This window comes from Halopseudomonas aestusnigri, from assembly GCF_002197985.1.
GTDB classification, from domain to species: Bacteria; Pseudomonadota; Gammaproteobacteria; order Pseudomonadales; family Pseudomonadaceae; genus Halopseudomonas; species Halopseudomonas aestusnigri.
Genome location: NZ_NBYK01000002.1, coordinates 388,766 through 401,865, shown reverse-complemented (window position 1 = coordinate 401,865; position 13,100 = coordinate 388,766). Strand labels below are relative to the sequence as shown.

Below are 13,100 nucleotides of genomic sequence, written 5' to 3'. Positions count from 1 at the left end.
CTGCGTCAACGTATCGGCTGTTGCTACCGCAGGTTACACCGTGCCATCGGCCGTGGCAGATATCTCACTGCGGCATGGCAGCCGGTGCGGAATCTCGCGCTGCCGTCCGTGCCAGCAATTGGTCTGCCGCTTCTTTGGCCGCATCGGCGTAGGGGATCAGCAACAGATCCACGCCAGCCTTTGCCAAAACCTTGCTGTCGTGTCTAGCGGAACTGGCTATGGCCACCTGGCCACGATAGTTGCTCTGTTTCAGGCCATGCAACAGCATCAGGTTGACGCTGCGTTCACGGACAGTGCTCACAACCCAACTGGTGCTGCCCAGCGGCAGGGTGGCGATAAACTCCGGATCTTCAGCGTCGCCGTAACGCACCTGATAACCGTCACGCACATGCTGCTGAACCGCTGCTGGGTCAAAATCCACAGCGAGCAGCCTGCAGTCGCGGCGCCGAAGGTTATCAGCCAGCGCGGCACCGTAGCGCCCAAGACCAATCAAAAGCACGTCGACAGTATCCTGCCCATCGGGCAAACCATCGCGCTCGCGGTAAGGAACCTTTCGTTCAAAAATTGATAACCAGGGCGCCAAACGCTCATATATCGCGTGGGAGTACAGAATCATATAAGTGGAGACGCTGATGGTAATCAAGCCGACCAGCGTTATCAGCCCGACAGTTTCCTGTTGCAAATGCCCAAGGCTGTAGCCAAGCGCCGCGAGAATCAATGAAAATTCACTGATCTGGGCGACTGTCAGCCCGGCAAGAAAGCCGGTCCGCTTGCGATACCCCATTGCGCCCATGATGATCATGACGATTATCGGGTTGCCAATCAGCACGAACAGCGAAAACACCACTGATGCGCCGATCTGCCCGCCGAGCATGCCGAGGTCCAGTGCAGCGCCCAGTTCAATGAAGAAGAACAGCAGCAAAAAATCCCTCAAGCTGACCAGTCTCGCCGCTATCTGTTCGCGAAATGCAGTAGAGGCGATCGATACACCGGCGAGGAAGGCGCCCACCTCTTTGCTGAACCCCAGCACGTCGCCTGCCACCGCGCCCAGCACCGCCCAGGCGATGGCAAACAGCATCAACAGTTCGGACGAGTGGGCCAGGCGTTGCAGCAGCGCGGGCAGCACATAGCGCATCAGCAAGGCGACCACGGCCAGCATTGCCATCCCCTTGAGCATAACCTGCAGCGCTTCCCAGCCAAGGCTTACCTGACTATCGGCCTTGCCGAATGCGGTAAGACCGATCATGACAAGCACCACCACGATATCCTGGACAATCAGAAAGCCGACCGCGATGCGGCCGTGCAAGGCATCAATCTCGCGCTTGTCGGAGAGCAACTTGACGATAATGATGGTGCTGGAAAAAGTCAGCGCTACCGCAACATAGATAGCCGCCACGTGCGACAGACCGAGCAGCAGGGCAAGCAGGTACCCTACAACAGAGGTAAAGACAACCTGACCGAGACCAGAAGCGAGTGCTACCGGCCCGACTGTTCGAATGATATGCAGGTCCAGTTTCAGGCCGACCACAAACAGCAGCAGGGCGATGCCGAGGCGGGCGAACAGCTCGATCTCGCTGCTCTGGGCAACCAGTTCCAGCCCGGAAGGGCCGACCAGAATGCCAACCGCAATGAAGGCGACGATCAGCGGTTGGCGCAGCAGTTGCGCCAGGGCGCCGCCGAGAACAGACAACCCCAGCAGAATGCCGATCTGTACGAAAATATTCCCGTCCATGCCTTGCTCCCTGACTCCCTGACGCGGGCTGCCGACGCTGCTTTAAACAGCGTGCAGGCTAACCGGTCCGACGATGCTGTTGCCGATCAATATACTCGGCGCCGCGCCGGCAATGACTGATCGGAAGCAGTTTTACCGGGGCAGGGCGGAGCACGTCGCGGGGAATTTGCAACAGCACATTTCCGGTAGTGCCACCTGAACACTCAATTCGAGCGGGAAGCGAGACAGTCGCCACGCTGAATGCATCTGTGAGAGCACTCGGTAGGGCTAGCGCATTTCGAACAGCTCCTGGTGAAACCGTGCGCCAGGCAAGCCCTGACTGACAAAGTCGCGGCGCAGCGTTTGACCGAACTCCGTCGGGCCACAGAACCAGAAGCTGGCCTGGCGCCATTCGGGAACCAGGGTCCTGATCTGCTCCGCCGTAAGGTGCCCATCGCGGGAGGACAGGCGCAGATGCAGGCGAACACCGGCCGCAGCGGCATCCGCAGTGAGTTTGTCGAGTGCCATTTGGTCAACATCGCGGGTCACATGAAAGAAATCGACGTTATGCTCGCCGCCCTGCTGCGCGAGGGAGTGCATACGTGCGATGAAAGGCGTGACGCCAATACCCGCGCCGATCCACACCTGTCGCGGCGCCGGATCGGAAAAGTCGAAACAGCCGTAAGGCCCTTCAACGCTCACCCGCATGCCAACCTTGAGCCAGGTCTTTAGCTGCGAGGTCCAGTCGCCAAGCGCCTTTACCACGAAGGTGACTGTTGGCGTTGACGGGTTCCAGGCCGAGGCAATGGTATAAGGATGGGCGCCTTCACCGCTCTTGGACGTAACAAAGGCAAACTGCCCCGGAGCATGTCCGTGCCATCCTTCGCGCAGCGCGATCCTGGCTTCGATAACGTCCAGGCCCGGATAATGGGTCAGCTCCTCAATCTGCCCCACGACACGGTTACCCCTGCCCACGCGTCCGGTTATCACCATAATGGCCGAGACGCTGCCGGCGATCAGCAGTATGAGTGTCAACCAGCCAACCGGTTGGCTCCAGTAACTGAATTTCACGAGTATCAGGCTGTGCCAGGCCAGCGCCAGATAGCCAACCGCCAGCCAGTTATGGGTCTTCTTGAACCATCGGTAAGGGAACGTCTTGATGAGCGCCAGAATGATCAGGATGGCGGCTGCATAGAACGCCCATTCGCCGATCGACTCGGCGAGTCCGCGCTGGTCACGGAACCACTGTTCAATGCTAGGCAACACCTGTGCGGCGCCATCCTTCTTGCGCTCGGGGCGGGTTAGCCAGCCCCAGCCAACCATCCATTTGGTGCCCTTGGCAAACCACCAGTGCGCGGTGCTGGCGATCAGAGCGCCAATGCCGAGCCATTTATGCAGGCGATACATCTTGTCGAGGCCGTTCAGATGGCGCTCCAGCCAGCGTGGGCGGGTAGCCAGAACCATTGCAACGCTCATCATCGCGATACCCAGCAGGCCGGAATACTGAACAAACACGCTGCGAAAGGTGAAATAGCCAAACGGGTCAGGCATCAGCGTGTCCGCGGCCAGCCAGGCTGCGGTAATGAGAGCCAGCAGGAACAAGAGCACAAGTTTGATTCGGTTCATCAGTTGGTCCAGCTTGATTGTCGACTCAAGGCGATCAAACAGTCTTCGGCGGTTGCCCTGATTGGTAGCCTGATAATGTAACGATCTAGTCTGACGTGCGCGAAGGCGTGTCCGCGAAACAGACTCGATTTCGGCCGGCGTGCTTGGCTTGATAAAGTGCTTCGTCGGCACGTGACAAGCCTGATTGAATGCTGTCGTGGGCGGTATCCAGCTGCGTCACGCCCAGGCTGAGCGTGACATGCAGCGGAGCGTCAGTTCCAATGTCAAACCGGCTGCGTTCGACCTCCGAACGAATGCGCTCCGCGCACTGCAGAGCCTGATTGAGGTCAGCATCCGGCAGCAGGATGACAAACTCCTCGCCACCAAAGCGTGCCGGCAGATCGCGGTTGCGACTGCAGGTTTTCAGAATCCGGGCGATGTGTTCGATCACCTTGTCGCCAGCCGCGTGGCCCCAGGTGTCGTTGACGGCCTTGAAATGATCGATATCGGCCATCACCATGGCCACAGGCTGCTGTTGAGCACGACACTGATTCAGCAGGGCCTCCGCCGTTGCAGCGAAATACCGGCGATTATGCAGCCGGGTCAGCGGATCCGTCGCGGCCTGACGTTTCAGCTCATCCTGCGAGGCGCGAATGCGCTCAAGTATCCTGATGCGGTGGGAAATAATGAACGCCAGCATCAGTGCTTCCAGCACGATACCAATGCCTACGCCATGACTGGCGACATAGTTCGGCTCAATCAGTCCCTTGTAGAACAGCACCGCCAGTGTGTTGAACAACACGAACAGCAGGTGTCCCAGAAGAAAATACTTGGCCAGCGGGTTGCCCTTGCGAAGCAGAGAGATACTGACCGACAGCGTGACGATCATCATCACCAGCGCCACGCTGCTGGCCGGCTTCAGCGCGGCGGAAATGTCAAACAACCCCCAGATGAACATGCCACACAGCGGTACCAGAACGAACTGCAGGCAACGGTGCTCAAGCGGATAGTGCTGGCGAGTCTCAAAGATGGCCATCATGAACAGCAACAGGAAGATGGGCATGGTGATCAGCGACAGATTGAGCATAAACACAGCCTGACCATAGAGATCGAACAGGCTGGCAACCAGACCATATGACAGGGCAATCCAGACCAGACCGGAGATCAGGTAGCAGGAGTAGTAAATGTTTTCGATCTTGCTGGTGGCGAAGTAAAGCAGCAGATTGTAAAACACCAGCGCGAGCATCATTCCGACCATAAGGGCAATGTCGTTTGAGACGCCCACCAGCGCTCGTCGGGAATGCTCAAGGTCGTATATGTTCAGCGCAAACCATTGGTGCGAATAGGCGTGGCTGCGCACATACAGCGTCGTGCTGCTTGCCGCGGGCAGTGTGAGCTGATAGATGGCACTGCCGCGGAACATCAGCCCGGTATCTGCAGGCTGATCAAGGTTGAGCTTTTCACTGCGCACCAGCGTGCCATCACGTTCTTCATAAAACCGAATGGATTGCACATGGTAGGCATGGGGTAAATGCAGATTGAGATCTAGCGTCTGGCTTGCCCGGTTTTCAAGCGACAGGCGATACCAGGCAACGCGTGCATTGGTGCCAAGGGACGTGCTACTGGCGGTTTCACTGAAGGTTTTGCCGCGGACCTCGGGATAATCCAGATTCTGCGAATCGTCGATGTAGTAGTCGATGCGGAAGTCGGTCAAATTGACCGGCAGTGCTTCGATTACGATTCGTGCCTCGGCAAAGCAAGCGAAGCAGCTCAGCAGCAGCCAGAAAACCATCTGCCGGGTACGAGTGAAAAGCACTAGGTCCGTCCTTGGTAAATGCCGGCGTATTGTGCCGCCTTTGCGCGAAATACTAACCCACAGCAGCGCTGTTACCAATGGCTCCGGCCGCAGGCAGCAGCGAAAATCGCAACAAGACGCGGAAGGGGGCTTGTTGTCAGTCGGTGGCGCCATTGTGTTCGACAGCGCTGCCTGGCGAGAGAATTATTGGCGTTACGCGCGGGCTCTTGCCCATAAAGAAAGGATTGGGGCGAGCCTTGCCGGTCAGTTTCCACAACAGCATCCGCAACAGCAACTTGCGCATGTATACCTGGCCTGGCGCGGTCTTGACACTGTCTCTGGGGATCTCTGCCGTGGCACCCTTGAGGTTGACTCGTGCGCGCACGGGTCCGATCTTTTGCTCGGCAAAGGGGTCACTGATAAAACTGTGAATCAACCCGACCAGTGGAACCCCGGGTCCGAGCGTATTGCCGATTGGCGTGTTGCAGCAGCCTGCATACCAGCGGTACAGCCCCTTGGAGCTAAGACGCAGGCAGCGGATCTGGTCATGCCCCTGATGAATCTGCAGCCTCGCTGGCGGCAACTGATAAATATCCGTGCCGCCCTGGGCGTCCAGCACGCGCTCGGCAGCATTGAGTGCATGGGCAAATGCCTGACAGTCCCGGCAGTAACAGACCACACGGGTACCATCGACAGGGTAGACCCGGATTGCGCGGCCCCTGACGGTACCGCATTGACACTGTAGCGCCAGGTTATCCATAGGCCTTTTTCCTCCTTTGTGAGCGCTACCCGCAGACCTGCCTACCTAAACAAGCTGGGCGGCTTCTGTGATTTGGGCCTGAGCCCTGAGATAACGGGTCGCCTCGTTACCGGGCAGCGGCTTGCTGAACAGGTAGCCCTGAAACAGGTCACAGTCCATGGCTGCCAGAATCTGTTTTTGCTCTATGGTTTCTACGCCTTCGGCCACGACCGACAATCCGAGCTTGTGCGCCAGAGCAATAATGCCCGCACACAGATCAGCCTCACGAGGGTCAGTAGCAATCTGCTGGATGAAGCTGCGATCGAGTTTGATCCGGTTTACCGGTAAACGCTTGAGGTAGGCCATCGATGAATAACCTGTTCCGAAGTCATCAATCGAGAGAGTGATGCCCAGATTGCGCAGCCGCTGCAGGTGCACGATGGCCTCTTCCGGATCGTTGAGCATCATCGATTCGGTCACTTCCATGTGGATCATGTCCGCACCGATACGGTACCGCTCCAGGAATCCAGCCACACGATCGACCAGGGTCCTCTCGACCAGTTGTGCAGGAGACAGATTTACCGCAATCGAGATTGCCAGCCCCTCGCGCGCCCAATTGGCAACCTGCTCGCATGCTCGATCAATAACCCAGTCGCCGATCTGAACAATCAAACCAAGTTGCTCGGCCAGCGGAATAAACCGGTCAGGTGCCATCATGCCGTAGCCAGGACGATCCCAGCGAATCAGTGCCTCTACACCGACGGTCTGACCATTGCGGGCCGATATTTTGGGCTGGTAGTAAAGTTCAAACTGATTGGCCGCGAGCGCCGCACGCAGGTCCCGCTCCAGATCCAGTCGCTCACTGACCGCAGCTCCCAGCGAGGATGAATACAAGCACCAGCGATCCCGGCCCAGCTCCTTGGCGTGATACATGGCCGATTCGGCGTTTGCCAGCAGCGCCTGAGCGTGATCAGCGTCTTCGGGATACAGGCTGACGCCCAGACTCGCCGTCAGGTGAAAGGGTTGGTTATTGAGCACATAGGGCATGCCGATCAGCAGCCGAATACGCTCGGCCATTGAGGCTGCGTCGCCGGCTCCGGCGGCCAGGTTCGGCAGGACCACGACAAAGGTGTTGCCCACCAGACGGGCCGGGTGTCCATTCAGCCAATTGGCCGTCTCCAGACGCTGTGCTGTCTGCCGCAGAATGTCGTCGCCGGCAGCGTGGCCAAGGGTGTTGTTCAGGTATTTGAACTGGTCCAGATTGAGCATGATCACGGCCAGGGTATCTGCGCGCTGGTCGGCAGCACTGATCTTGCGGTTCAAAATGTCTTCAAGTGCATCGCGATTGAACAGTCCGGTCAGCGGATCGATGGTTTTGGCCAGGGCGATATCCTGGCGCAACGTCAGCAATTCCGTGATGTCCGATGAAAAGCCTATCAATGCATTGGGGTGTCCCGGCAGACTGATTGGCATCTTGACCGACCAGAAGTGCCTGGCAGCGCCACTGGGGTCAAGCAACACTTCCTCGCTGGCCTGGCGTTGTTGCGAGTCGAGCACCCGGCGATCGAGCTTCATCAGCCGTTCGGCGACTTCAGGTCCGTGAATATCGATATCGTTCAAACCGATTACATCGTCGTTATTCTGCCCGTAGAGCGAGGAAACCTGCTGATTGGCATACAAGTAGGTGCCATCCGCTCCCTTGACATAAATATAGGCGTCGACGTTGGACAGAATGGTGTTTAGCAGTCGGTTGTGACGGATGGCGTCGGAGGTGTTGGCGTAGATATTGTCGAGTTCCGATGAAATGCCACTGAGCCCGATAATGTTGTTGCTGGCGTCGCGGATCGGAACCTTGATGGTCCAGAACGATCGCGGCCTGCTTTCATGCAGGAGAAGCATTTGCTCCTCCTCGTGAACTTCTGCCCCGTATTCGATTACATGGCGATCATTGCGAACCAGGCCCGCCGACAGAGATATATCCATGAAGGTGCTATCGTCATGACCCAAAATGTCTTCCAGGGGGCGCTGGTAAAGATCGCATACCGCCTTGTTGACATACAGGTATCGGCCGCTGCGGTCCTTGGCGTAAACATAGGCACCCACTGCATCGAACAGGGAGTGCAGCTTTATGGTGGTATCTTCACCAAGGCCAGATTCCGCTTTCATGGACGTGTCTCTGAGATATGACGGACATTTCCGTTTCCAATCAAAATGGTTCAGGCCCCACGCCATGTCAATATCCGGCTGGAGGAAATACCCTGCTGGCCTGGCGCCGCATGCATTGGCATAAAGCAGTTGACCATGATCAGTTTGTCGGTCATAGGTGCGTATTAGAATGTACCAGTGACAGTCAGATAAAATGTCACGAGCAAACGTAGGGACCGGTCACAAGGGGGCTGATTTGCAGAGCAAGGATCGGATTGAGCGTAACGCACATGCATTGGCCAGTGTTGACCGCGGGGCGTTTGTCCTCGGTGATGGGGAGCATCGGGTATCCGGCAGGGGAATTCCGCCGGAAAAAACGGTCGCGCAGATTCTTGAGATATGTCATCTCGGCCCGGATGCCAGGGTACTGCATCTGGGCTCGGGTTCTGGCTATCTCACTGCGGTGCTGGCCATGCTGGCCAAAGAGGTCATAGCAGTTGAGCGGCTGCAGAAACTGGCGGACTTTTCTCGCCAGACGCTTGCTGCCCAGGGGCTGACGAACGTAACAGTCCGTTGCGCCGATGCCAGCCTGGGGGCTGCGGATCTGGCCCCATTCGACCTGATCGTAGTTTCCACACCCAAGATTACCACTCGAGAACCGCTCTGGGACCAACTGGCATTACGCGGCGAATTCATCTGCGTCGAGATCGGTGACGCCTCACGCCAGATGCTGGTGAAATACATCAATCGCGGCAACAAGCGCATAGCGCGCAGCGAACATGGCTATGTCGAGTTTGTTACCAACGGCGATGACATTTACGTCGAACTGGGCTTTGTGTCGCCAGACATGCTGCGCGAGGCGCGAGCCCAGGCCGCCCGCAATCGTACCCTGTTGGTTGACGAGATCAGCCGCCTGCAGAATCTGGACGCGCAAAAACTGTATAGAGCGCTGTCGGAACGCTATGGCCTGCCACTGCTCAGTGCCAGTGAGGTCATGGCCCGGATTGATCCGCAACTGCATGCCAACATCTCACGCGCCTACCTGAGTCACGAGCACATCATTCCAATCAAGTCCGATGGCAAGACGGTAATAGTGGCTTGCCGTGACCCTAATGCGTCGATGGATGAAGTCCAGCAACTGTTCCCGGGGCTGAAGATTGACCGGGTTCTGGTCACGCCGGTTGATTACCGGCGCATCTGGGGAGCGCTTGAGCGCGGTGGCAAGACCCTCGACCGTATCGACGAAACGACAGTAAAGGGCGGCGACAGCGACCTGCTCGTCTCCCAAGGTGAGAACAGCGAAGCCAAACTGGTCAATCTGTATGAGGCATTACTGCTGGACGCCGTTGCAGACCGGGCCAGTGATATCCATCTGGAGCGATATGGCGCTGATATTCGTGTGCGGCTGCGTGTCGACGGCGAGTTGCGCGACCTTAATCACTACTACATCACGCCGACCGAGTATGCAGGGCTGATCAACGTGATCAAACTGCGCTCCGAGCTGAACATCGCCGAGCGGCGACTGCCGCAGGGCGGGCGTTCCCAGGCGCGGGTAGGTGACGCGCGCTTCGATCTGCGCGTTCAGGTTCAGCCGTCGCTGCATGGCGAGCACGTTGTAATCCGTCTGCTGCCACAGAACTCCTCGCTGATCAGCATCGAGAAACTGGGGATGCAGGAGCATATCGCCAACGCGTATCGCCGCCTGCTGCGTAACCCTGCCGGCCTGGTGCTGGTAGTCGGCCCGACCGGTTCGGGCAAGACCACGACCCTCAATGCCGGCCTGCAGTTGCTGGCTGAGGATACGACGCGCAAGGTAATCACGGTTGAGGATCCGATCGAGTACTCCATCGACCGCATTCAGCAAACCCGGGTACGCCCTGACATCGGCTTCAATTTCGCTGACGCCATGCGCTCGTTCGTACGCCAGGACCCGGACGTCATTCTGGTCGGCGAGATTCGCGACCATGAAACCGCGCTTGAAGCTATTCGTGCATCCCAGACTGGCCACGTGGTGCTGTCGACCCTTCACTGTAACGACGCGGTAGATGCGGTGCAGCGCCTGTTCGATCTCAACGTCCATCCGAACTCGCTGGCCAGTGAGCTGCTGGCGGTTATTGCCCAACGACTGGCCAAACGGGTTTGCGAGCACTGCAAGATCGAGGATGACCCTGACCCGGAGATTCTCAAGGAGCTGTTTCCGAAGGCAATCCCCCGGAGTTTTCGCTGCTATCGCGGCAAGGGATGTCCACAGTGCAATGGCACCGGCACCCGTGGCCGGGTCGGGGTTATCGAGTATTTGCAGTTCAACGGTGAGTTGCGCAATGCGGTATCTCGCCATACGCCGGTCGGCGAATTGCGTGCGCTGGCCCTCGATTCGGGCCTGTACACGATGCGTGACAGCGCCCTGGATCACGTTATCCAGGGCAATATTCCGCTCAGCGAGTTGCCGCGTATCCTGCCACAGGAACGCATGGCACCGGAAAAACGCGGTCAATGGAAGGCCTGAGGAGAATGGACATGAAAGACAAGGCTATCCAGCGGCCGGCCGCCGAAGACCGCTTTCACGATCAATTGGTCATGCTGCAGCAGGAGGATCACGGGCCGGTCCCACCAGGCTGGCTGCTGTCGCCAACCGCCATCGAGCACTTTGTGCTCGGCAACGAGGCACTGGGTATCGAGCGCAAGTTTGTTGCGCCGCGCGAGATGGTCAGTCGGGTAATCGTATCACTGGCCACCAACCGGGGCGCCATGCTGATCGGTGAGCCGGGTACCGCCAAGTCCTGGCTGTCGGAGCTGATCGCCTGCGGTGTCTCTGGCCAATCACGGCTGACCATTCAGGGCGGCACCATTTCCCACTATCGACAACTGATCTACGACTGGAATACCAGCTTGCTGGACAAGCTCGGGCCGTGTCGCGAGGCGCTGATTCCCGGCCCGCTGTTTATCGGTATGGAGCAGGGCAAGCTGGTTCGCTTCGAGGAGCTGGCCCGCTGCCCGCAGCTGGTTCAGGATGCACTGCTGTCGATTCTGTCCGAACGTCAGCTGCAGATTCCTGAACTGCAGGGCGAGGATGGCGTGCTCTATGCCCGGGAAGGGTTTAACGTCATTGCAACTTCAAACTCGCTGGACCGTGGCCTGTTTGATATGAGTGCGGCGCTCAAGCGCCGGCTGAACTTTGAAACCATTGAGCCGATTGACGATATCGACGCAGAAATGGATATCGTGCTGCGCGAGGCAACCATGCTGGCGCGCCAGTCGGGTGTAGATATGGCACCTGACCATTCCATTGTGGAGATGCTGGTTACCATCTTTCATGAACTGCGCAGTGGTCAGACGCTGAGCGGGCGCAGTACCGACCGGCTTGCGGCGGCGGTCATGTCAACGGCAGAAGCGGTAGCGGTAGCGCATGCGCTGATGGTCTACGCCTGGTACTACCGGGACGGCAAGATGGCGCCGGAAGACCTGTTGCACTTCATGATCGGTGCGGCGCTGAAAGACAACCCGCAGGATCGGCGTCGGGTCGGCCACTACTTCGATACCGAGGTAAGCAGCAAACCCGGCGAACATTGGCAGCAACTGTACCGGCACCGCCAGCTGCTCGCGTAATATATTGGGCCACTACGCCGCAGGCAGGTGCAAAGCAGGCCTGCGGCGTAAGTGATCCTTCAGGCCAGCTGCGCCCAGAGGTCATACTCGTCGGCGTCGGTGACTACAACGCTGACGATATCGCCCGGCTTGAGGTCTTCGTCGGTGTCCAGGTACACGTTACCGTCGATCTCCGGCGCATCGGCCATCGAGCGGCCGATAGGGCCTTCGTCGTCAACTTCATCGATGATGACCTGTATGGTCTTGCCGATCTTCTGCTGCAAGCGTGCAGAGGAGATCGCCTGCTGGTGCGCCATGAAACGCTCCCAGCGATCCTGCTGCACATCCTCCGGAATCGCTTCCAGCCCCAGATCATTGGCCGGCGCGCCTTCGACCGGGGAGTACTTGAAGCAGCCAACGCGATCGAGCTGCGCTTCGGTCAGCCAGTCCAGCAGGTACTGGAAGTCTTCCTCGGTTTCGCCCGGGAAGCCAACGATAAAGGTTGAGCGGATAGTGAGCTCGGGGCAGATCTCGCGCCATTTCTTGATCCGCGCGAGGGTCTTGTCTTCAAATGCCGGGCGCTTCATGGCCTTGAGTACGGTCGGGCTGGCGTGCTGGAACGGGATGTCCAGATACGGCAGGATCTTGCCCTCGGCCATCAGCGGGATCAGCTCATCCACGTGCGGGTACGGGTAGACGTAGTGCAGACGCACCCAGATACCCAGTTCACTGAGCGCTTCGCACATTTCGGTCATGCGCGACTTGACCGGGCGACCGTTCCAGAAGCCGGTGCGGTACTTGATGTCGACACCATAGGCGCTGGTGTCCTGGGAGATGACCAGCACCTCCTTGACACCGGCTTTGGCCAGACGCTCGGCTTCGCTCAGCACTTCACCCACCGGACGGCTGACCAGCTTGCCGCGCATGGATGGGATGATGCAGAAGCTGCAGCTGTGGTTGCAGCCCTCGGAAATCTTCAGGTAGGCATAATGGCGGGGAGTCAGCTTGACGCCCTGTGGCGGTACCAGGTCGATCAGCGGATTGTGATCCTGTTTCGGTGGCACGACTTCATGCACCGCATTGACTACCTGCTCATACTGCTGAGGACCGGTGACGGCGAGCACACTCGGGTGCACGTCACGGATCGCGCTTTCTTCGACGCCCATGCAACCGGTGACGATAACGCGACCGTTCTCGGCGATGGCCTCGCCAATAGCGTCCAGCGATTCGGCCTTGGCGGTATCGATAAAACCGCAGGTGTTGACCACCACCACATCAGCGTCTTCGTAGGTGGGGACCACCTGATAACCTTCGGTGCGCAGCTGGGTCAGAATGCGCTCGGAATCGACCAATGCCTTCGGGCAGCCGAGTGAAACAAAGCCAACTTTGGGGGCGTTGGACGGGGTGGACATCAGGGACCTCACGGAAAACGTTGGCAGTAACTGCCTGTCGTTGGAAACCGCGTAGTTTATCCGCCCGAAAGTTAGGCTGCCAGCCTTGCGTTGATCTCAACCTGCTAT

General features: G+C 58.3%; 8 protein-coding genes. 2 read left to right on the top strand and 6 right to left on the bottom strand.

The window, feature by feature from the left end; translation table 11 throughout:
- Nucleotides 1-64: 64 nt before the first annotated feature.
- The 5 genes from B7O88_RS05900 to B7O88_RS05880 form a co-directional block, all read right to left on the bottom strand.
- A complete protein-coding gene (locus B7O88_RS05900) occupies nt 65-1,732 on the bottom strand; it encodes a cation:proton antiporter (protein ID WP_088274273.1) in 1,668 nt (555 codons plus the stop codon).
- Nucleotides 1,733-1,999: 267 nt separating this feature from the next.
- On the bottom strand, nt 2,000-3,337 hold the full coding sequence (locus tag B7O88_RS05895) for a ferredoxin reductase family protein (RefSeq protein ID WP_088274272.1): 1,338 nt from the start codon (nt 3,335-3,337) through the stop codon (nt 2,000-2,002).
- 85 nt (nt 3,338-3,422) lie between these two features.
- Nucleotides 3,423-5,132: a sensor domain-containing diguanylate cyclase gene (locus tag B7O88_RS05890; RefSeq protein ID WP_200818415.1), complete on the bottom strand. Its 1,710-nt coding sequence runs from the start codon at nt 5,130-5,132 to the stop codon at nt 3,423-3,425.
- 136 nt (nt 5,133-5,268) lie between these two features.
- Nucleotides 5,269-5,871 (bottom strand): DUF6151 family protein, encoded by a 603-nt coding sequence (locus B7O88_RS05885; RefSeq protein WP_088274270.1) that lies wholly within the window; start codon nt 5,869-5,871, stop codon nt 5,269-5,271.
- Between the two features lie 45 nt (nt 5,872-5,916).
- Nucleotides 5,917-8,016 carry a putative bifunctional diguanylate cyclase/phosphodiesterase gene (locus B7O88_RS05880; RefSeq protein WP_160003148.1) on the bottom strand — a complete coding sequence of 700 codons (2,100 nt, stop codon included), beginning with the start codon at nt 8,014-8,016 and terminating at the stop codon, nt 5,917-5,919.
- A gap of 235 nt (nt 8,017-8,251) precedes the next feature.
- On the opposite strand from B7O88_RS05880, the gene B7O88_RS05875 reads away from it, so the two are divergent.
- Together B7O88_RS05875 and B7O88_RS05870 are read left to right on the top strand one after the other, a co-directional pair.
- Nucleotides 8,252-10,501, top strand: a complete 2,250-nt coding sequence (locus B7O88_RS05875) for an ATPase, T2SS/T4P/T4SS family (RefSeq protein ID WP_200818414.1) — start codon at nt 8,252-8,254, stop codon at nt 10,499-10,501.
- A gap of 11 nt (nt 10,502-10,512) precedes the next feature.
- The gene (locus B7O88_RS05870; RefSeq protein WP_200818413.1) at nt 10,513-11,601 is read left to right on the top strand and encodes an ATP-binding protein; all 1,089 of its coding nucleotides are present in this window, start codon (nt 10,513-10,515) and stop codon (nt 11,599-11,601) included.
- A 59-nt stretch (nt 11,602-11,660) separates the two neighbouring features.
- Here B7O88_RS05870 and rimO read toward each other — a convergent pair whose 3' ends face one another.
- Complete coding sequence (gene rimO / locus B7O88_RS05865; RefSeq protein ID WP_088274266.1) at nt 11,661-12,992, bottom strand: 30S ribosomal protein S12 methylthiotransferase RimO; 1,332 nt, start codon at nt 12,990-12,992, stop codon at nt 11,661-11,663.
- Between the last annotated feature and the right edge of the window lie 108 nt (nt 12,993-13,100).

What these genes read in the sequence shown, in the direction of transcription:
- B7O88_RS05900 (WP_088274273.1), bottom strand. Translation starts at nt 1,732, where the DNA reads ATGGACGGGAATATTTTCGTACAGATCGGCATTCTGCTGGGGTTGTCT.
- B7O88_RS05895 (WP_088274272.1), bottom strand. Translation starts at nt 3,337, where the DNA reads ATGAACCGAATCAAACTTGTGCTCTTGTTCCTGCTGGCTCTCATTACC.
- B7O88_RS05885 (WP_088274270.1), bottom strand. Translation starts at nt 5,871, where the DNA reads ATGGATAACCTGGCGCTACAGTGTCAATGCGGTACCGTCAGGGGCCGC.
- B7O88_RS05880 (WP_160003148.1), bottom strand. Translation starts at nt 8,016, where the DNA reads ATGAAAGCGGAATCTGGCCTTGGTGAAGATACCACCATAAAGCTGCAC.
- B7O88_RS05870 (WP_200818413.1), top strand. Translation starts at nt 10,513, where the DNA reads ATGAAAGACAAGGCTATCCAGCGGCCGGCCGCCGAAGACCGCTTTCAC.
- rimO (WP_088274266.1), bottom strand. Translation starts at nt 12,992, where the DNA reads ATGTCCACCCCGTCCAACGCCCCCAAAGTTGGCTTTGTTTCACTCGGC.